Genomic DNA, 18,472 nt, shown 5'->3' with positions numbered 1-18,472 from the left:
GTATAGAAAGGGGCAAGAACAGTGGAATTATTGTATATCACATTGGGTGTCGTCATTGCCATCCTCATCTTTGCGGTCGTCTCCTTCCTGCGCATCCGCAAAGCAGTCACCGATCTGAACCAGGAAGAATTCATTCAAGGCTACCGAAAAGCGCAGCTCATCGATGTCCGGGAACCAAAAGATTTCGCAGCCGGCCATATTCTTGGGGCGCGCAACATCCCGCAATCGCAATTGCGCCAGCGCTACAAGGAAATCCGTGCCGACAAACCGGTCTATCTTTATGACCAGAACGGGGCAAGAAGCGGACGCGTTGCACTGTTCCTGAAGAAAAAAGGCTATGAGCAATTATTCCAATTGCAGGGCGGCTTCAAAAAATGGACAGGCAAAATTAAATCCAAATAATCAAAAACCCCGGAAGCAATTGCTTCCGGGGTTTTTTTATATCATTCGCTGTCTGCAGGTTTCTGATAACGAAGAACTGGCTTACGAGCCGCTTTCGTTTCATCCAACCGGTTGATGACCGTCGTATGCGGTGCATTTTGGACGATCTCCGGGTTTTCTTCCACTTCACGCGCAATTTGGATCATCGCATCGATAAAGTCATCGAGCGTTTCTTTCGATTCCGTCTCGGTAGGCTCAATCATCATGCCTTCTTCCACGTTAAGCGGGAAGTAGATCGTCGGCGGATGGTAACCGAAGTCAAGCAGGCGTTTTGCCATATCGAGCGTTCTGACGCCGAGTTTTTTCTGGCGGCGTCCGCTAAGCACAAATTCATGCTTGCAATGGCGGTCGTATGGCAAATCGAAATGAGGCGCGAGGCGGCGCATCATATAATTGGCGTTCAATACAGCGTATTCCGTCACTTTTTTCAAGCCGTCCGGCCCCATTGTGCGGATATAGGTATAGGCACGGACATTGATGCCGAAGTTGCCATAGAACGGCTTGACGCGCCCGATGGACTCAGGGCGGTTGTAATCGAATGTGAAGCCTTCCTCGGTCTTGATGAGGATCGGCTTCGGCAAATACGGGATCAGGTCTGCGTTGACGCCGACTGGTCCGGATCCTGGGCCGCCACCGCCGTGCGGGCCGGTGAAGGTTTTATGCAAGTTCAAATGGACGACATCAAAGCCCATATCGCCAGGGCGTGCTTTTGACATGACCGCGTTCAAATTCGCTCCGTCGTAATACAGCTTGCCGCCGACTTTGTGGATGATCGATGCCATTTCAAGGATATCTTCTTCGAAAAGGCCGAGCGTGTTCGGGTTCGTCAGCATGAGTGCCGCTGTATCGTCTCCGACTACGCGCTTCAAGTCTTCCAGGTCGACAAGACCGTGTTCGTTCGATTTCACAGTCACTGTCTCGAAACCAGCGACTGTCGCAGAAGCTGGGTTTGTTCCGTGGGCAGAATCCGGCACAATGACTTTCGTGCGGTTGAAATCACCATTCGCTTCGTGGAAAGCACGGATCATCATGAGGCCCGTCCATTCACCGTGCGCACCAGCGGCCGGCTGAAGTGTCACTTCGTCCATGCCGGTAATTTCCTTCAAGTGTTCCTGAAGGTCATACATCAATTCCATCGCGCCTTGGACAGTCGATTCTTCCTGCAGCGGGTGGATGTTCGCGAATCCGGAGTAACGGGCAACGGATTCATTGATTTTCGGATTGTATTTCATTGTGCACGAGCCGAGCGGGTAGAATCCGGAATCGACGCCGTGGTTGCGTTTTGAAAGTGCTGTGTAATGACGCATGATGTCGAGTTCCGAGACTTCCGGCAGTTCGGCAAACTCTTCGCGTACTAGTTCTTGGCCGAGCAATTCAGTCAAATCCACTTCCGGCACATCAAGTTCCGGCAAGCTGTAGCCGACACGGCCTTGTTTGGTCATTTCAAAAATGAGTGGCTGGTTGTCTTTATGCATGGGAAGCCTCCGTTTCTCGCACGAATGCATCGATTTCCTGTACAAACGCGTCGATTTCTTCTTTAGAACGCTGCTCAGTGACCGCAATCAGCACATGCCCTTGCAGCTCGTCGTAGCTCAAGCCGAGATCATAGCCGCCGATCATGCCTTTTTCAAATAAAGCCACATTCAATTCCTTGACCGATGAGCCGAGCTTGACGGCAATTTCATTGAAATGGGCGCCATCAAATGCAATCTCGAAGCCGGATTTCTTCAGCTGCTGCTTCATGTATTGCGTTTTGGCGATGTTTTGCACCGCGATTTCTTTCGTACCTTCCTTGCCGAGCGCCGTCATGGCAACAGATGCCGCCAGGGCGTTCAATGCTTGGTTAGAGCAAATATTCGATGTCGCTTTGTCGCGGCGGATATGCTGTTCGCGCGCTTGCAAAGTCAATACGAATCCGCGTCTGCCTTCATCGTCTGTCGTTTCGCCGACAAGACGCCCCGGAACTTTGCGCATCAATTTCTGCGTTACGGCGAAATAGCCGCAATGAGGCCCGCCGAATGCTTCAGGAATGCCGAACGGCTGTGCATCGCCGACTGTAATATCTGCGCCGAATTTACCTGGAGGCGTAAGTGCGCCGAGTGCCAGAGGATTGGATGATACCGTGAACAAAGCGCCTGTCTCGTGGACGATCGGTTCGATTTCCTTCAAGTTTTCTATTTGACCGAAAAAGTTCGGGTATTGGACCATGACGGTCGCGGTGTTTTCATCGACCATTTCTTTCAAGGCATCGTTATCCGTGCGGCCGTCTTTGAGCGGAACCTCTACAACATCGATTGACTGGCCGAGTGCATAAGTGCGGACAACGTCTCTCGACTCCGGATGAACAGCACGGGAAACGAGGATTTTCTTGCGGCGCGTCTGGCCGGCTGCGAGCATGCCCGCTTCTGCTAGCGCTGTTCCGCCGTCGTACATGGAAGAGTTCGCGATATCCATGCCGGTGAGTTCAGCGATCATCGTCTGAATTTCAAAGATCGCCTGCAATTCCCCTTGGGAGATTTCCGGCTGGTAAGGCGTATAGGCTGTGTAAAATTCAGAACGGGAGATGACGTGATCGACAATGATCGGTTTGTAATGGTCATAGACACCCGCGCCGAGGAAAGAGGCGTAGCGGACAGAATCCGCATTCTTGCCGGCGAGCTGTGCCAATTCTTTCGTCAAGGCCGATTCGGATTTTGCAGGCTTGATGTTGTATTCGCCTTTAAAGCGTACTTTTCAGGAATGTCTGAAAACAATTCGTCGATCGATTGGACGCCGATCGTCTCGAGCATGTCTTTTCATCTTGGGAAGTCATTGGTAGATAGCGATGTTTCATCGTGTGCAGTCCCCTTCTTTATTCGGATTATTTAGAGCGTTTATAAAATGGCGCTGCGATAATTTTGCTTTAAGCCGCTTATTGCGGATTTCGACATCCACTTCCGTGCCCAGCTCATTATGCTCAGCATCCAGCAAAGCCAGCCCGATATTCTTTTCAATGTCGGCGACTGTGTACCGGTCGTGACTTCGCCGATTTTCTCATCGCCCTTGTAAACCGCATAGCCATGGCGCGGGATGCCCTTGTCGATCATTTCGATGCCGACGGATTTGCGGGGTACCCCAGCTTCTTTTGATCCATTAAAGCCTGTTTCCCGATAAAGTCGGATTCTTTTTCAATTTGACCGCAAAACCGATGCCGGCTTCGAGCGGCGTGATTTCTTTGACAATTCTTGGCCGTATAGCGCAAGCCCTGCCTCAAAACGCAGCGTATCGCGTGCACCGAGTCCTGCCGGTACGACGCCTTGTGATTCACCCGCCTCAAGAATCCGGTCCCATAGAGCCGTAACGGCTTCTGGACTGCCATAGATTTCAAATCCATCTTCTCCCGTGTAGCCAGTTCGCGAAACCAATACTTGCTGTCCAGCGACCGCTACTTGGTCTTTAAAGCGGAATGGACGGATTGATGACAAATCTTCTTCCGTCAACGCAGCCAATACTTTTCAGCCAGAGGCCCTTGCAGCGCCAACAAGCCAAAACGTTCCGAGGCGTTATCAAGTTCGACTTCGCCTTCGTGATGTTTTGCATCCATTCGAAATCCTTGTCGATATTCGATGCATTGACCACCAGCAAATAGCGCTCATCTTCGAGTTTGTAGACGAGCAAATCATCGATCGTGCCGCCATCTTCATAGCACATCGCCGTGTATTGCGCCTGGCCGTCCTGAAGCTTCGATACATCATTGGTCAGCAATTTCTGTAAATAAGACAGACTGTCCGGGCCCGAGACGAATATCTCGCCCATATGGGAAACATCAAACAATCCCGCTTTAGTGCGGACTGCTTCATGCTCGTCCTTGATGGAAGAAAATTGCACCGGCAATTCCCATCCGCCGAAATCGATCGTCTTTCCGCCGTAGCGGGCATACGAGTCAAACAAAGGTGTTCGCTTCAATTGTCCCAATCTCTTTCCCTCCTGTTTTCAAAGCACACAAAAAAGGACAGAAAATCCCCTTTACAATAAAAGGGAATTCTCTGTCCTGGCACCTGAAAGTTTACCGTAACGGCTTTCCTCATCGGTAGCTGCACATCGTCAGCATTCTCCAGAGATGCGTCCTGTACGAGTCTTTTTGCCTGAGAGATTCATGATTTACTCATTTGCTCCTTCGGCGACGCCAATGCGTTCTCTCCCCGTACAATCATCCGCCCAAATCAATGTTGAATTGGTCCATCCCGCTATACAGAATAGTATAACTTCGACTACATCCTAACATTGAATCGACGGAAGCGCAATCTTTTTTACCTTAATGCCTCAAACACGAATGTTTTGTTATTATGCGTGCTGATCATTCGTCTTCAGCCGTTTAACTTGAAATGCAGCATATTGGGTAATCTGCCGCAGCGTGCGGTGTTCGGTCCGGATGGTAATATGCGCCGTCCGTTTGTAATCGCGGTAACGCGATTTATGGAGCGCTTCGATTTCCTCGCGCGTCGAGCGCCTGACGATCGGGCGGTTCGGGTCTTTGTGAATACGCCGCCAAATTTCCTTGAAAGGCGCATCCAAAAATAACACGAGCCCTGTCTGGCGCATGAGACGCTGGTTCACTTTGCGCATCGTAACCCCGCCGCCAGTAGAGATGATGCAATGATCCTGTTGCAAATTTTGCAAAAATTCCGTTTCGAGATTCCTGAAATATTCTTCGCCGAAACGTTCGAAGATTTCCGGTATCGTCATGCCCATTTGACGGACAATTTCTTTGTCCATGTCATAATAAGGCATTTTCAATAAAAAACTTAGCCTCCTGCCGACCGCACTTTTTCCACAGCCCATAAAACCGATTAAATATATTCTGTTCATTGTTCCCACCCGTACTACCCTACTCAGGGATTTTATTTTGCCCAATTTCCATCAGTAGTTGTATAGTAGCATTTCTATGAACATTTTCCAAACTATCATAAGTTTGATATTCAATCGCATAAAGCAGCACCATATGGGATAACAAGGTCAGTGCGGACAGAAAAAACACGAGAGACAGTGGATAGACTGCACCGGATTGGCTAGTCAGGAAGCGCAAGCGCATAATCGACCTCCTCTTTTGCGCCGCTTTGGAATTCCAGCTGAATGGTTAAACGCTTGCCTTCTAATTGAAACATGCTGTTTTTCACATCGGTCAGCATGATTTCATGACCGAGCTGGTTTTTCCGCTTACGTACGACGCTACCGTACAATTCGACATCGTAAACAATGGCGCCTTGGACAATGCGCATGCCTTTCCCATCGCGCACGATATAAATTTGTTCGCTGCCATTCAGATACTGCTGCAGCTCCAGCGTAAACAAACGGAACTCCGTGGCGCCGGAATCCAGATCTAACATAAAATGTGTGCTGAATAAATAAAACAGGACGGCAAGCGGCAGCATAATCGACAATGCCAACAACTCCAATAGGCTGTCAAGAAACGTAAATCCTTTTGATGAACGAATGTTCACTCGATGCATAGACGCACCTGCTTGCCTTGAAAATCCACGTAGTCAACACAAGGGCCTTCCGCTTGCCAGGAATACAAGATGCCGTTCACTGAGCGCTGGCCTTCTGTACTGCCTGCAGAGGCAATGGTTTTTGCCGCTTCATGCAAAGTCTCATAAGCCGTGAGACGCTCTTTCTTCAGTTCGAGCCTGACCTGCATCTCATGGGCTAGCGGCAGGAGCGAACCGAATACGAGAAATACCATAAACAGGCTGAGCATCGTTTCCGCCATAGAGATGCCCTTGTCATTTTGAAACCACCACACGCCCTTTTCAAGATGGATTGTCACCGTCCTTTCACCGGTGCTGGTCGAAAAGCGCATTGTGCCTGGCTGGAAAATCGACCCACTCGGCGTGAAGTATACTTGACGAATATTGCTGGCCGCGTTCAAGTGGATCGATTTCGGCATGGCCCTGGAATATCCTGGATAGCTTAATCCATACGTCACTTCATAACCTGGCTTGTGGTTCCAAAACCAAAGTTACGGATGTACTGAGTGAATAACTCTGGCTTTGCGCATAATGAATATCTTGCTCCAGCAATGCGAAAAAACGGTCTTCTTCCCGCTTTCTTTCGAGCGATGCAGCAGAAGCCACAACAAGTGAGGCACTGATTCCGACCGCCATCAACACCAGTAGCATTTCAATCAATGTAAAGCCTGAACTGCTTTTTAGGATCCTTTTGATGAGCTCACCACGCCATCAACTGAAATATTGATCACTTCCCCGTTCGGGCAGCTCGTCTCACCTGTTTTTAAATAGCCTTCAGACACCAAATCTGCCATCGCCGGTATCGCTTTTTTATCCATTCGGTAAGATTCTACTTGGCCCTGAACCATCTGGACGAATGCCTTGCAGCCTTTTTCATCGACCGCTGATGTCTGTTTCGAGACATTCGGGATGGCGATTGCGATCAATACTGTGATGATCAACATGACAATCAACATTTCAATAAGCGTAAAGCCTCGTTGGTTTTTTAATTTGTTCATCGTATTCCTCCTTAAATCGTATGGACGAGATTGTACATCGGCAAGAGAATGGCCAAATAGGCGGCAACGATACAAACAGCAATCAACACAAAGAAACTGGGCTGGATGATTTTCAATGAACGTTGGGCTTGCAGTTCAATTCGGTCGAGCAACACTTCGCTATAGAGCATCAATTCTTTCCCGAGCATGCCGGTTGCTTCACCGTGGCGGATGAATGCCGCCATGTCGTTTGCCGCAAAGTCATGGCGCCCAACAGCAACTGACAGAGCGATACCGGTCTTGACTTCGTCGTGCAACGATTCAGCAATCTGGCTGATGATAGCGTGGTGCCGCTGGACGCGCAATAATTTTAGCGCTTCCTGCAAGGAAATCCCGCTATGCAATAACGTACCAAGTTCCCGCGAAGCGATTTGCGACCAATAAAGACGCATTACGGGGCCAATGACCGGCAATTTGATCAATAGTGAAATTTGACGCTCTGCAGGCTGCCGCTTTATATATTCACGAAAGCCAATAATTATTAACGCAACAGCCGTGAAAGCAGCGATTGCCACATCCGGAATGCGCAGCAAATAAACCGGAACCCCTTCGCCTTCTTCGCCGTGCTGCAGCGAAGAAATCAACGCAGTCAGATTGGGGACATAATTGGTTCTAAAAAACAAGAACAACGCAGCGGTAAGAATTAACAGCGAGACCGGATAGACAAGGATATTGCGCAGTTTTTTCTGCACTTCTTCGGTCCGCTTGAACCCTGCAGCGATGCCGGTCATCGCTTCACTGAGTTTGCCATGAAACTCGGCAATCTCAACCGGAAACAACACACGCTCGCGGAATCCGAGAAACTTTAGCACTTCTGCTGCGTTGCCGCCGCCTTTTAATATGCGGTCCATGCCCGCGAGCGCTTCATCTAATCGTTCTGTGTGCATGGGCAAAAGGAGCGTCATGGCAACAGGAAACAAATAACCTTCTGACATCAACACCGAAAGCCTTGTTAGAAATTGGCCACGTTCACGAAACGGCACGCGCCTAGAATTCGAAACCGGAATGAAGCGCACCGATCCTCACTCCTTCCCGGATCTGTCCGCCAAACGATAAATGCTCCGGCAATTGATAATCCTGCTGCTGTTTCGCGGAACGGATGGCGTCCGCTAAACTTTCATCGCATAAAATTTCATACAACGCGCGATGCTTCGTCTCGAGCTGCTCCAAATCCTCATACATCGGCACAATTTTCTGGGCTGCGATGCCGATGAGTGTCTGCAGCATGTCTTCGTATGGAATGCCTAAATCATGGAGTCTATGAAGACAGCCGACCGAATGCCTAGCATGGATCGTTGAAAACACTAAATGCCCTGTCAAGGCGGCCCTGACGGCTATTTCAGCGGTTTCGGCATCACGGATTTCGCCGATCATGATGATGTCGGGATCATGACGTAAAATGGCTTTCAAGCCAGTCGCATAATTCATTCCCGACTTTTCGTTTACTTGGATTTGAAGAAAGGCAGGATTTTGCCGCTCCACAGGATCTTCGAGGGTGATGACATTGCGGTTGAGCCGCTCGGAACAATGGCGCAAGAGAGAATACAAGGTGGTCGATTTGCCGCAGCCGGTCGGGCCTGTCAAAAGCATCAAACCCTGCCGTTCGCCGGCAAGCTTCTCGAGCAGCCTGGCCGAATCGCGGAATGCCGCCAATTCGTCGAGGAACAACGCTGTGCTGTCGGGAATGACACGGATGACGATGCTTTCTTTTGTCATCACGGAAGGCAATGTTGAAATCCGGAAATGATGGGTATGGCCATTCATCTGGAGATGGAATGAGCCGGTTTGGGGTTTTCGTTTTCGCTCATGTCCAAAAGTGAGAGGTATTTGAAGTAAGCAATCATGCGATCGCCTAAATCGAAGGGGATTTTCGCCACCGGCTTGAATTGGTTATACGTCCGGTAGGTGATGCTGTAATCGCGGGGTTCTGGCCTGATGTGTATATCGGTGGTTTTTCTTCTACGGCGGAATGCAATAGATCGAAGCATCGCCGTTCAATGATCTCTTGCATATTCACCTCCTGTCCGGGTCTCCGAGCGGAGGCTGCCTCTCCGCTCCCCATTATTATAAGCACATGGATGGCCCTTGAATATCGAAAATACCAAAATAATTATTTGAACGCCTTTACGGCCGGAAATCCAGGTTTTCAGGGCATGTATCCATAGCAAGAGAACGCTTTATGGATACGCCTACACCGCTTTGTCACAAACTACCCCGAAGTCCTTGTTTACACATAGACTCGTCTTCCTATATAATGAATAGGAGATTATTGTATTGTGGCAAAGGAGGGATTACCCATGGATAATATGTTTAAATTAATGGGATGGTGGACTGGAATCTTTGCAATTTTATTTTATGTCGGCGATATGGTAGAAGTATCATTGTTGATGGTTGCCAATACCGGCTTCTTCGTTCTTCTTGGATACTTAAACATTTCTGAACGCATGTACATGTATATTTTTGGAGCCTATCTGACAGTCTTTTTCGTTGGCTTTACTTACTACTCTACGTTCATCCACGTCCCAGGAGCAGGTCATTAATAGTAATTGAATGTGAACGCAAAAAAACGGCCATCTCGGCCGTTTTTTTTATGCCCTTTACATACGCAGGAAAGGATTATGCTGTTGTTCCTGTTTTGGGGTCGTTTCCGGGCCGTGCCCGGGGAACAGGAAGGTTTCTTCGGGCAACGTCAATAACGATTCACGGATTGATTTTAGCAGCACCTGTTCTGAGCCTTCCGCCAAATCGGTGCGCCCAATGCTTCCGGAAAACAAGGTGTCCCCGACAATCGCGAAACGGTCTTCCGGAAAATAAAAGCTCACGCTGCCTGGCGAATGCCCGGGTGTATGGAATAGCTCCATTTTGAACGGGCCGATTTCAAGCGATTGTTGATCGGTGATCAATTCATCCGCATCCGCTACACGGTAATCCGGCAATGCCGCATATTTACCCGAGCCATTCAAATTCGGGCGTCCAAGGAAATCGCGTTCTTTGTAATGAAGATAGACAGGGATTTTATATATCTCCCTCAATTCATCGACCGCCCCGATATGGTCGAAATGGGCATGTGTCAGAAGAATCGCAAGCGGCGTCAATTGCTTGCGTTTTAAGACTTCCTGGATTTTCCCAGCTTCCTCACCGGGATCGAAAATGACACATTGCTTGCCTTCCCCTGATATGATGTAGCAATTCGTTTGCACTGGGCCTAGTTCCAGCCGATCGATTTTTAACATGACTTTCACCTCATTAGCAGTATATCATGAACACATTCTTTTGCTTGTTCAATAGAATGACATTTTTACGCCTCGACAAACTTGCAGAATTTCTTTACAATATAAAGAGTAGAAGACGGCACTGGCTGTTAAAGTTGAAGGGAGTGTCATAAGATGAGTTGGATTTTGATGGTTATTTTCGGCCTCACTGCAGTTCTTGCTGCAATCGGTACAGTTCAAACCCTAAGAAACAAAGAAGTTTTAGGATTCTTATTTAATTTTGGGACCTTTGTTATTTTCGGCGGTTTCACCGTTGCAACTCTCATTACACAGGGTTACCCACCTGGCCTTCATTAAGAAAAAAGAAACCGGCGCATTCATTGCGCGGGTTTTTTTATTGGCCATAAAGAAAAGGGCTGCCATAACCATACCGGTTTGGCAGCCCTTTTTGTCTTACGGTTGTTCTTGTTCATCCAATGTTTTCAATTGGCCGTTTTCCTCTTCGTAGAACCTCAGCAAGTCGCCGTTGATGATTGATTCGGAATACTGGAGCTCCTCGAGGGCACGTTCAGCATATGGGTCGCACACGCTTTGGTCTTCCATCGGTTCGCCTGTTTCGATATCGTAGCAGACATTCGCTGCATAGACATATTCATCGGTAACAAAGCGCCCGTCACGGAAAATGACGAATTCCTCGTGTTCTTCAGAGAATAAATCTCCGCCGAATTGAATGTCTTTTTCGGTTTCCATGCCCATCAAATGAAGGATCGTCGAACGCATATCCACTTGGCCGCCGATTTCCTCATCTACATAGCCCTTTTCATAACCTGGGATATGGACGAAAAATGGCACTTTTTGCAATTGTGCCGATTCATACGGCGTAATTTCCTTGCCTAGATACTGCGCCATCGCTTCGTTGTGGTTGTCGGAGATGCCGTAATGGTCGCCGTACATCACGATGATGGAGTTTTCATACAATCCTTGTTCCTTCAAATCTTCGAATAATGATTTGACCGCTTCATCCAAATAACGCACCGTTTGGAAATAACGGTTCAACGTGCCGGAATTGGAGTCGAATTCGTCGATCAGTTTGTCTTCTTCATCCAATGTGAACGGATGGTGGTTTGTAAGCGACAACAGGCGCGTGTAGAACGGCTGCTGCATTTCAGACATATGGCCGACTGATTGCTCGAAGAACGGAATGTCCTTCATGCCCCAGTTGACGGCTTGCCCTTCGCCTACTGTGTAGCTCTGGATATCATAGAACTTGTCGATATTAAGCGATTCGTACATCATGTCGCGGTTCCAGAAACTTTTCGTATTGGCGTGTTGGACATTGGTCGTATAACCTTCGTTGCCCATCTTTTCCGCCATGGAATTGAATGTATTGCCGCTGTGCGTAAAGAACACGGCGCCTCCGCTCAACGGATACATACCGGTCTCAAGCAGGAACTCGGAGTCGGAAGTTTTTCCGAGCCCGGTCTGGTGGTAAAAGTTCGGGAAGTAAATCGTATCTTCATCTTGTGTCAATTCGTTCATGAAAGGCGTGATGGTCTCGCCGTTCATTTCATTGTTCAAAACAAAGGTCTGTAAAGACTCGAGTGTGACAACGATCAAATTACGCCCTTCCGCAGCGCCGAACATTTCTTCAGATGGTTCCGCTTGGTTCGAACGGACGTAGTTGGTCACTTCCGTCAATTCCGAGCCGTCCGCAAGCGCTCGTTGTGCTTGTGATTTCGATTGAATATAGACATCATACAGATGGTAATTGTACATCCCCAGGTTCTTGACGAGCATTTCGCGGTCAAAGCTTCTCGTCAATAATTGCGGGCGTTCTGCTTCGGCAAGGCCGAGGTTAAAGAACAGCACAGCTGCTGACAAGACAAAATATGCTTTGCGGTGTGTCGCTGCCGATTTGACTGCTGTCTCCTTCTCCTTCACGAAGCGCATCGCCAACAGGATGATGATGATGTCAGCGAAATAGAGAATATCGGTCCAGAAGATGCTCGCGGCAGCACTATTGCCGATGTCACCAAAATTATCCGTTTGGAACAATACGGGCAGCGTGATAAAATCCGTAAAGAAACGGTAGAACGCTACATTTCCGTATAAAATGACCGAAGTCAAAACGGCAATGGCTAGGATATAGCGATTTCTTGCTTTCTTGCTCTTGAAGAAGAGCGCGCCTCCATAGGCGAATAATAGTAAGCTTAAGGGGTTCAAGAACAGGATGAATTCCTGCAATGCATTGTCGATTGTAATGGAAAAGGCCGTTTTGTAGACGACATATGTCGTCAGCCATGTCGCTATGACTGCGATGGCCAGGACCGAATGCTTAGGCCATTCTTTGTTTTTCATTGCCGCACATCCTCCTCGTCTTACCGGAGCGTTTGTCCGGTTCGTGCGAATTTCAGTTTCAAGTAAAATGGAAATTCAATACCTTATAGTATAGAACAAATCACCCTCGAGCGAAAGCAATTACCCTTAATAGACGCGCCAAAACGCTTTCGGTTTCATGATTTTCCTTTTTTCTCATATTCTGTGCGTTTCTGCCGCAAGATCATCAAGGCAGACGCGTATTCGCGCGGCGTGATGAAATCGTGGTCGTACAGCTCGCGGATGTCGGATTCCATCAAATCGAGATCCGAAATAAAATCCGCCGTGTAGACGATCGTTCCGTACCTTTTTAGCAATTGCATTACATCGTAAAGGTCTTTCATGCTCTCACCGCCTTTGAGTCGATTGTTCTTTTTTCCGTGATGATGCCATCGACTGGGATGTCGTGGCTTTCGATAGGCAATTCGCCAGTCAGCTGGAAATCGAACGCCAGTGAACGGGTGTTGCCATTAAATCCGCTCAAATACCGATCATAATAGCCTCCGCCGAAGCCAATGCGGTAGCCGCTTTGCGTAAAGACAACGCCGGGCACAATCAATAAATCGAGGCTTTCCGGGCCGATAGCTTCCGTTAGGGCTTCGATCGGTTCCTGGAGGTCCATGTACACCACTTCCAATTGGCCGAGTCTGTTGAACAGCCGGAAATCCATCGTCCGGTCTTTTGCAAAACATTTCGGGGCGGCGACTCTTTTGCCCAGCCGCCAACACGTTTCGATGAGCGGAATCGTATCCACTTCCGGCCAGCGCGAGATGGTCACCCCGATAGTTTCGGCTTTTTGAAAATCGGGATCTTCCAGAAGTTTCTCCAAAATCACCGATGACATTTGGGCATGTTGTGATTTTGTAAGTTCACTCATTTGGCCGATGACCGATTTCCTCAACACTGCTTTTTCCATTACGCAAACGCCCCTTCTGCTGAACTGTGGGTTATCTCTATGTATAATTTCTATAGTAAACTGCGCATAACAAAAGAAAAAGCCAAAACCCCGAGAGGTTTTGGCAGTCAATTACTTACTTCGTTTCACGGTGTGTTGTCATTTTCTTTTCACGTGAGCAATATTTTTTCAATTCAAGACGCTCAGGGTTGTTGCGCTTATTTTTAACAGTGCTGTAGTTTCTTTCGCCACAGTCTGTGCAAGCTAGTGTAATGTTTACACGCATCGATATCCCTCCCAATTCTTTCAAAAAATCCATTTCATTAATAAGCGTGATCTATACGACTTAATTATTATAGCATACCTTCAGTGATTGTCTACTGAAAAATGCCGCTTCCCCATGATTTCCCTAAATTTAAAACCACAGCCCAGGCTATGGTTTTTTGTCATTTGTTCAGATCGTAATGGCGGCCGCGGACGAGGTAGAATAATTGCTCCGCGATATTGGTTGCATAATCCGCCGATCGTTCCATATAGCGGCAGATAAACGCCAGCTGCGTCACTTGGCTGAGCTGTTCAGGCTCTTTTGCGCTGTGCTGGAACAAAAGCCGGATCGCTTCGCCGTATAAATCATCGACTTCGTCATCGAGGTCCGCGATTTCTTTCGCTTTTTCCACATCTTCTTCTATCAAGGCATCAATACCCTGGCGCAGCATGGATGTTGCGAGTTCGTGCATGCGCTGGATCTTGTTGATTGGCTCAAGCAGGTCCTGCTGCCCGATGCGGATCGTCTCTTTTGCGATGTTGACGGCGTAATCCCCAACCCGCTCCATATCCGATGCGACTTTGATCGTGACGATCAAGCGCCGAAGATCGGTCGCAACCGGTGATTGCTTGGCGATCAAGAGAATCACCTGGTCGTTGAGCACTTCTTCGAGGCGGTTGATATTGGCATCATCGTCGATCACTTGAAGCGCCTTGTCGATGTCATGGGCGATGAGCGCCTTCATCGATTTGTCGAGTGCATCGATTGCCATCGTGCTCAGTGTAATCAATTGTTCCTGTGCTGAGTGCAGTTCATATTCAAACTTTTCGCGTACTGCCATTTAAAGTTCCTCCCATTCATCCATTTCTAACGGCCAGCAGGAAGCTCGTTCCCGCTGATTAGAGTTGCGGGTCAGCCGAATCGACCTGAAATATAATCCTCTGTCCGTTTATCGGCAGGGTTAGAGAAAATTGTATCCGTGCGGTCATATTCGATGACTTCCCCATTCAAGAAGAAGGCAGTTTTATCAGAAATCCGCGCAGCTTGCTGCATATTATGTGTCACGATGATGATGCTGTATTGCTCTTTCAATTCCTGCACCAATTCTTCAATTTTCAAAGTCGAAATCGGATCAAGTGCAGATGTCGGCTCGTCCATCAAGATGACGTCCGGTTCGATCGCCAAGGTCCGCGCGATGCAGATCCGCTGCTGCTGGCCGCCCGAGATGCCGTATGCATTTTCATTCAGGCGGTCTTTCACTTCGTCCCAGATGGCTGCGCCGCGTAAACTTTTTTCGACGATTTCATCCAGAATTTTCTTGTTTTTGATGCCATGGATGCGCGGGCCGTAAGCGATATTGTCGTAAATCGATTTCGGGAACGGATTCGGCTTTTGGAACACCATTCCGACGCGTGTGCGCAATTCTTCAACACCGTAACTGGATTCGAAAATATTGCGGCCGCGGTATTGGATTTCCCCTGAAGTCTTCACAGAAGGCACCAGTTCCACCATGCGGTTCAATGTTTTCAAATAAGTCGATTTCCCGCACCCTGATGGCCCGATAATCGCCGTGACTTCATTTTCCCCGATTTCCAAGTCAATGTTTTTCAAGGCATGGTTATTGCCATACCACAAATTCAACTGGCGCGTGCTATAGACACTTTCTTTTTCAGCTTGTTCTACTGAAGTAGGCTCTGCTGTATTGATTTTCGTTTTGATCGTTGCTGTGTTCATAATGAACTCCCCTTCCGCATGACACTTTAATAGGATTTATCGAATTTGTTTCGAATGAAGACTGCTATTGAATTCATGAATAACAACACGACCATCAAGACGATGATCCCGGCAGCTGCGACCGTCTGGAACTCAGCTTGCGGGCGGCTCGACCAATCGTAGATTTGCATCGGCAAGGCGGTGAATGTGTCCATGACGCCTTCAGGCAAAAACTGGATGATAACCGGGATGCCGACCACGATCAGCGGCGCCGTTTCGCCGATGGCACGCGACAAGGCCAAGATGCTGCCTGTCAGGATGCCGGGAATTGCTGCCGGCAAGATGATGCGCACGATGGTCTGCCATTTGGTTGCACCCATTCCGTACGATGCATCACGCAATTCGCCCGGAACCGAACGAATTGCTTCCTGTGCCGCTACGATAATGACCGGCAGGATGAGCAAGCTCATTGTAAATCCTGCTGCAAGGATGCTGTTGCCGAGCGCTAATGCGCGGACAAAAATCGTCAATCCCAAAAGTCCGAAGACCACTGACGGAACCCCCGCCAAATTGGAAATATTCATTTGGATAAACGTCGTGATGCGCCCTTTTTTGGCGTATTCTTCTAAATAAATCGCTGATCCTACACCAAGCAAAATGGATGTAGGAGCGACCACTGCCATCAGCCAGATCGACCCGACGAGCGCCGCTTTAATCCCCGCTTGATCCGGGAAGCGTGAAGCAAAATTAGTAAGGAAGTCGAGCGACAGATGACCCGCTCCTTGACTGACGATCCGGTACAGCAAGATCACCAGCGCCAGCAGCGCGAGCGCCGTCGCAAACATGAAGAGCCCTTGAAAGACCCGGTTGACGACCATCCGGCCGTTCATTCGCCGGACGACCTTTTCGTGTTCAATGTATCTCATATTAATATTCCTCCCGGAAACGTTTTGATATATACCCAGCCAGGATATTCATCGCCATCGTGAAGAGGAATAAGGTAAACCCGACCGCATAGATGGAATAATAGATCGTCGTTCCATAGCCGGCATCGCCTTTGGATACTTGCACGATATAGGCGGTCATCGTCTGGATCGAACCAGTGAAATCGCCATCGAATTTCGGCGTTGACCCTGCCGCAAGCGAAACGATCATCGTCTCGCCGATCGCACGGGACAAGCCGAGCACAACCGACGCAATGATGCCGGACAATGCTGCTGGAACGGTGATTTTCCAAGCGACTTCAAATTTCGTCGAACCCATGGCAAGTGCGCCATCGCGAATGCTTTTCGGGACAGACGACATGGCGTCTTCCGACAACGAAGCGATCATCGGGATGATCATGATGCCAACGACAATCCCTGGTGAAATCGCGTTGAAGATCTTGATTTCCGGAAAAAAGCTTTGCAATACAGGTGTCACGAACGTCAGTGCGAAAAAGCCATAGACGATGGTCGGAACTCCCGCCAGCACTTCAAGAACCGGCTTGACGATACGCCGTACGTTGTCAGAAGCGTATTCGCTCAAATAGATGGCAGCCGAAATGCCGATCGGCACAGCTACGACAATCGCGATGCCGGTAATTTTCAGTGTGCCGACGATTAATGGCCAAATGCCGAACTGCGCTCCGCTATTGGCGAACGGCAGCCAAGTCGTGCCAAAAATGAAATCAGAAAGCGGGACCCGTGTAAAGAACGTGACCGTTTCAATGATTAATGTCAGGACAATGCCGATTGTTGTCAAAACCGAAACAGAAGCGATCAAGAACAATAGAAACGGTATGAGTTTCTCAATAAATTTTTTACTTTTCTTATCTTTCGACTTTGCGATCAGTTCTTGAACCGATGTCCGCATAATAGAATCCCCTTTCAACCGCAAAAGGCGAGCAGCAGCTGCTCACCCTAAGACTGAACTTGCAACTTAATTTATTTCAACGCTTCAAGATCTGCCAGGCCTTGCTCGTAATCCTCTACTGCCAATGGGACGTATCCGACAGCTTCAGCCATTTGACCAGCATTCTCTAAAGTGAACTGCATGAAATCGTAAGCCGCTTCATCTTCAGCAATTTTCGCATTGTTGGCGTAAGTGAAGAGTGGGCGCGACAGTGGTGAATAATCACCGGATTCAATTGTTTCTGGAGTTGGCTCGACGCCATCAATCGTTACGACTTTCAATGTATCTTGGTTTGCGATGTAGTATGCATATCCGAAGAATCCGATCGCATTTTCATCTCCTTGGATTCCTTGTACGAGTGTGTTGTCGTCTTCAGACAATGTCGCCGATTCGACGATATCTTCTTCTTCTAAGATGACTTCATTGAAGTAATCGTAAGTTCCAGAAGCTGTACCTGGGGCATAAAATACGACTTCTTCATCCGGCCATTCCGGGTTGATGTCAGACCACATTTTTGTGCTGCCGTCTTCTACCCAAAGTTTTTTCAGATCTTCAACTGTCAAATCTTCCACCCAGTCGTTTTCCTGGTTGACGACTACCGAAAGTCCGTCATAAGCAAGAAGGAATTCCGTGTATTCGATGCCTGCTTCTTCTAGAGCAGCAACTTCTTCTTCTTTAATTGGTCTAGAAGCATTCGAGAAAGCTGTTTCACCTTGGACGAATTTTTCGAATCCGCCGCCCGTACCGGAAACACCGACCGTTACTTGGACTTCAGGTTGAACTGCTGCGTATTCTTCAACAATGCCTTCAAGGATTGGCGCGACTGTGGAAGAACCGTCACCAGTGACCGAACCTTCTACCACTGCTTCGTCTGAAGCGGAATCAGCCGTTTCGCTGCCTGTTGCAGTTTCTTCCGTGCTGCCGCATGCTCCAAGTACCAGTGCCGATCCAAGAATTGTTGATGCCATAGCGAACTTCCAGTTTCTCATTTTAATGTTTCCCCCTAATATGGTTAGTTGTTTACAAGACCAACTATACGATTCCATTGTTGAGGACATATGAAGCCATTGTTAAGAAATTGTAAATGACCAAAGTCTTATTGAAAAAAACAAAAACCGCCCAACCAGCGTCCG

22 protein-coding genes, 2 pseudogenes and 1 riboswitch are annotated in these 18,472 nt (G+C 48.4%); of the genes and pseudogenes, 3 read left to right on the top strand and 21 right to left on the bottom strand.

Features of this window, described 5'->3' with window-relative positions; translation table 11 throughout:
* Positions 1–21 precede the first annotated feature (21 nt).
* A complete protein-coding gene (locus CW734_RS09190; protein WP_058380884.1) occupies positions 22–402 on the top strand; it encodes a rhodanese-like domain-containing protein in 381 nt (126 codons plus the stop codon).
* A gap of 41 nt (positions 403–443) precedes the next feature.
* Here the strand turns inward: CW734_RS09190 and gcvPB are convergent, their stop codons facing one another.
* The 11 genes and pseudogenes from gcvPB to CW734_RS09135 all read right to left on the bottom strand — a co-directional run bounded on the left by gcvPB (position 444) and on the right by CW734_RS09135 (position 8,749).
* Positions 444–1,916, bottom strand: a complete 1,473-nt coding sequence (gene gcvPB / locus CW734_RS09185; RefSeq protein ID WP_101190251.1) for an aminomethyl-transferring glycine dehydrogenase subunit GcvPB — start codon at positions 1,914–1,916, stop codon at positions 444–446.
* A pseudogene (gene gcvPA, locus CW734_RS09180) lies at positions 1,909–3,274 on the bottom strand (aminomethyl-transferring glycine dehydrogenase subunit GcvPA). The gene gcvPB and the pseudogene gcvPA overlap by 8 nt, the downstream one beginning before the upstream one ends.
* Before the next feature lie 27 nt (positions 3,275–3,301).
* Positions 3,302–4,395: pseudogene (gene gcvT, locus CW734_RS19410) on the bottom strand (glycine cleavage system aminomethyltransferase GcvT).
* A gap of 148 nt (positions 4,396–4,543) precedes the next feature.
* Positions 4,544–4,634, bottom strand: a riboswitch (glycine riboswitch).
* 130 nt (positions 4,635–4,764) lie between these two features.
* Complete coding sequence (locus tag CW734_RS09170) at positions 4,765–5,289, bottom strand: shikimate kinase (RefSeq protein WP_101190250.1); 525 nt, start codon at positions 5,287–5,289, stop codon at positions 4,765–4,767.
* Positions 5,290–5,308: 19 nt separating this feature from the next.
* Positions 5,309–5,512 carry a hypothetical protein gene (locus CW734_RS09165; RefSeq protein WP_101190249.1) on the bottom strand — a complete coding sequence of 68 codons (204 nt, stop codon included), beginning with the start codon at positions 5,510–5,512 and terminating at the stop codon, positions 5,309–5,311.
* A complete protein-coding gene (locus CW734_RS09160; RefSeq protein ID WP_101190248.1) occupies positions 5,490–5,930 on the bottom strand; it encodes a ComGF family competence protein in 441 nt (146 codons plus the stop codon). The genes CW734_RS09165 and CW734_RS09160 overlap by 23 nt, the downstream gene beginning before the upstream one ends.
* A complete protein-coding gene (locus CW734_RS18855) occupies positions 5,918–6,367 on the bottom strand; it encodes a GspH/FimT family protein (RefSeq protein ID WP_232787220.1) in 450 nt (149 codons plus the stop codon). The genes CW734_RS09160 and CW734_RS18855 overlap by 13 nt, the downstream gene beginning before the upstream one ends.
* Before the next feature lie 40 nt (positions 6,368–6,407).
* Positions 6,408–6,635 carry a prepilin-type N-terminal cleavage/methylation domain-containing protein gene (locus tag CW734_RS09150; protein ID WP_269801511.1) on the bottom strand — a complete coding sequence of 76 codons (228 nt, stop codon included), beginning with the start codon at positions 6,633–6,635 and terminating at the stop codon, positions 6,408–6,410.
* A complete protein-coding gene (gene comGC / locus CW734_RS09145; protein WP_101190246.1) occupies positions 6,629–6,946 on the bottom strand; it encodes a competence type IV pilus major pilin ComGC in 318 nt (105 codons plus the stop codon). The genes CW734_RS09150 and comGC overlap by 7 nt, the downstream gene beginning before the upstream one ends.
* Positions 6,947–6,957: 11 nt before the next feature.
* The gene (gene comGB, locus CW734_RS09140) at positions 6,958–8,001 is read right to left on the bottom strand and encodes a competence type IV pilus assembly protein ComGB (RefSeq protein ID WP_101190245.1); all 1,044 of its coding nucleotides are present in this window, start codon (positions 7,999–8,001) and stop codon (positions 6,958–6,960) included.
* Positions 7,973–8,749, bottom strand: a complete 777-nt coding sequence (locus tag CW734_RS09135) for an ATPase, T2SS/T4P/T4SS family (protein WP_232787219.1) — start codon at positions 8,747–8,749, stop codon at positions 7,973–7,975. The genes comGB and CW734_RS09135 overlap by 29 nt, the downstream gene beginning before the upstream one ends.
* A 533-nt stretch (positions 8,750–9,282) precedes the next feature.
* On the opposite strand from CW734_RS09135, the gene CW734_RS09130 reads away from it, so the two are divergent.
* Positions 9,283–9,525 (top strand): DUF2626 domain-containing protein, encoded by a 243-nt coding sequence (locus tag CW734_RS09130; protein ID WP_058380895.1) that lies wholly within the window; start codon positions 9,283–9,285, stop codon positions 9,523–9,525.
* A 57-nt stretch (positions 9,526–9,582) separates the two neighbouring features.
* On the opposite strand, the gene CW734_RS09125 is transcribed toward CW734_RS09130, so the two are convergent.
* Positions 9,583–10,218: an MBL fold metallo-hydrolase gene (locus tag CW734_RS09125; RefSeq protein WP_101190244.1), complete on the bottom strand. Its 636-nt coding sequence runs from the start codon at positions 10,216–10,218 to the stop codon at positions 9,583–9,585.
* A gap of 153 nt (positions 10,219–10,371) precedes the next feature.
* Between CW734_RS09125 and CW734_RS09120 the strand changes: the two genes are divergently transcribed.
* Complete coding sequence (locus CW734_RS09120; RefSeq protein WP_101190243.1) at positions 10,372–10,554, top strand: DUF2759 domain-containing protein; 183 nt, start codon at positions 10,372–10,374, stop codon at positions 10,552–10,554.
* 96 nt (positions 10,555–10,650) lie between these two features.
* Here CW734_RS09120 and CW734_RS09115 read toward each other — a convergent pair whose 3' ends face one another.
* The 9 genes from CW734_RS09115 to CW734_RS09075 all read right to left on the bottom strand — a co-directional run bounded on the left by CW734_RS09115 (position 10,651) and on the right by CW734_RS09075 (position 18,328).
* The gene (locus tag CW734_RS09115) at positions 10,651–12,555 is read right to left on the bottom strand and encodes an LTA synthase family protein (RefSeq protein ID WP_101190242.1); all 1,905 of its coding nucleotides are present in this window, start codon (positions 12,553–12,555) and stop codon (positions 10,651–10,653) included.
* 155 nt (positions 12,556–12,710) lie between these two features.
* On the bottom strand, positions 12,711–12,917 hold the full coding sequence (locus CW734_RS09110) for a YqgQ family protein (protein WP_101190241.1): 207 nt from the start codon (positions 12,915–12,917) through the stop codon (positions 12,711–12,713).
* The gene (locus CW734_RS09105; protein ID WP_101190240.1) at positions 12,914–13,489 is read right to left on the bottom strand and encodes a 5-formyltetrahydrofolate cyclo-ligase; all 576 of its coding nucleotides are present in this window, start codon (positions 13,487–13,489) and stop codon (positions 12,914–12,916) included. The genes CW734_RS09110 and CW734_RS09105 overlap by 4 nt, the downstream gene beginning before the upstream one ends.
* Positions 13,490–13,604: 115 nt before the next feature.
* Complete coding sequence (gene rpmG, locus CW734_RS09100; RefSeq protein WP_082799233.1) at positions 13,605–13,754, bottom strand: 50S ribosomal protein L33; 150 nt, start codon at positions 13,752–13,754, stop codon at positions 13,605–13,607.
* Between the two features lie 160 nt (positions 13,755–13,914).
* Positions 13,915–14,574 carry a phosphate signaling complex protein PhoU gene (gene phoU, locus CW734_RS09095; RefSeq protein WP_101190239.1) on the bottom strand — a complete coding sequence of 220 codons (660 nt, stop codon included), beginning with the start codon at positions 14,572–14,574 and terminating at the stop codon, positions 13,915–13,917.
* 71 nt (positions 14,575–14,645) lie between these two features.
* Positions 14,646–15,467, bottom strand: a complete 822-nt coding sequence (gene pstB, locus CW734_RS09090; RefSeq protein ID WP_101190238.1) for a phosphate ABC transporter ATP-binding protein PstB — start codon at positions 15,465–15,467, stop codon at positions 14,646–14,648.
* A gap of 26 nt (positions 15,468–15,493) precedes the next feature.
* A complete protein-coding gene (gene pstA, locus CW734_RS09085) occupies positions 15,494–16,372 on the bottom strand; it encodes a phosphate ABC transporter permease PstA (RefSeq protein WP_101190237.1) in 879 nt (292 codons plus the stop codon).
* 1 nt (position 16,373) lies between these two features.
* The gene (gene pstC / locus CW734_RS09080; RefSeq protein ID WP_101190236.1) at positions 16,374–17,300 is read right to left on the bottom strand and encodes a phosphate ABC transporter permease subunit PstC; all 927 of its coding nucleotides are present in this window, start codon (positions 17,298–17,300) and stop codon (positions 16,374–16,376) included.
* A 71-nt stretch (positions 17,301–17,371) separates the two neighbouring features.
* Positions 17,372–18,328, bottom strand: a complete 957-nt coding sequence (locus CW734_RS09075; RefSeq protein WP_101190235.1) for a PstS family phosphate ABC transporter substrate-binding protein — start codon at positions 18,326–18,328, stop codon at positions 17,372–17,374.
* Positions 18,329–18,472 lie beyond the last annotated feature (144 nt).

The organism is Planococcus sp. MB-3u-03, from assembly GCF_002833405.1.
Classification (GTDB): Bacteria; Bacillota; Bacilli; order Bacillales_A; family Planococcaceae; genus Planococcus.
This window is presented reverse-complemented; position numbering and strand designations above follow the sequence as displayed.

Coding starts and splice junctions, on each gene's coding strand:
- gcvPB (WP_101190251.1), bottom strand. CDS start 1,916: ATGCATAAAGACAACCAGCCACTCATTTTTGAAATGACCAAACAAGGC.
- CW734_RS09170 (WP_101190250.1), bottom strand. CDS start 5,289: ATGAACAGAATATATTTAATCGGTTTTATGGGCTGTGGAAAAAGTGCG.
- CW734_RS09165 (WP_101190249.1), bottom strand. CDS start 5,512: ATGCGCTTGCGCTTCCTGACTAGCCAATCCGGTGCAGTCTATCCACTG.
- CW734_RS09160 (WP_101190248.1), bottom strand. CDS start 5,930: ATGCATCGAGTGAACATTCGTTCATCAAAAGGATTTACGTTTCTTGAC.
- CW734_RS18855 (WP_232787220.1), bottom strand. CDS start 6,367: ATGCCGAAATCGATCCACTTGAACGCGGCCAGCAATATTCGTCAAGTA.
- comGC (WP_101190246.1), bottom strand. CDS start 6,946: ATGAACAAATTAAAAAACCAACGAGGCTTTACGCTTATTGAAATGTTG.
- CW734_RS09135 (WP_232787219.1), bottom strand. CDS start 8,749: ATGAATGGCCATACCCATCATTTCCGGATTTCAACATTGCCTTCCGTG.
- CW734_RS09130 (WP_058380895.1), top strand. CDS start 9,283: ATGGATAATATGTTTAAATTAATGGGATGGTGGACTGGAATCTTTGCA.
- CW734_RS09125 (WP_101190244.1), bottom strand. CDS start 10,218: ATGTTAAAAATCGATCGGCTGGAACTAGGCCCAGTGCAAACGAATTGC.
- CW734_RS09120 (WP_101190243.1), top strand. CDS start 10,372: ATGAGTTGGATTTTGATGGTTATTTTCGGCCTCACTGCAGTTCTTGCT.
- CW734_RS09115 (WP_101190242.1), bottom strand. CDS start 12,555: ATGAAAAACAAAGAATGGCCTAAGCATTCGGTCCTGGCCATCGCAGTC.
- CW734_RS09110 (WP_101190241.1), bottom strand. CDS start 12,917: ATGAAAGACCTTTACGATGTAATGCAATTGCTAAAAAGGTACGGAACG.
- CW734_RS09105 (WP_101190240.1), bottom strand. CDS start 13,489: ATGGAAAAAGCAGTGTTGAGGAAATCGGTCATCGGCCAAATGAGTGAA.
- rpmG (WP_082799233.1), bottom strand. CDS start 13,754: ATGCGTGTAAACATTACACTAGCTTGCACAGACTGTGGCGAAAGAAAC.
- phoU (WP_101190239.1), bottom strand. CDS start 14,574: ATGGCAGTACGCGAAAAGTTTGAATATGAACTGCACTCAGCACAGGAA.
- pstB (WP_101190238.1), bottom strand. CDS start 15,467: ATGAACACAGCAACGATCAAAACGAAAATCAATACAGCAGAGCCTACT.
- pstA (WP_101190237.1), bottom strand. CDS start 16,372: ATGAGATACATTGAACACGAAAAGGTCGTCCGGCGAATGAACGGCCGG.
- pstC (WP_101190236.1), bottom strand. CDS start 17,300: ATGCGGACATCGGTTCAAGAACTGATCGCAAAGTCGAAAGATAAGAAA.
- CW734_RS09075 (WP_101190235.1), bottom strand. CDS start 18,328: ATGAGAAACTGGAAGTTCGCTATGGCATCAACAATTCTTGGATCGGCA.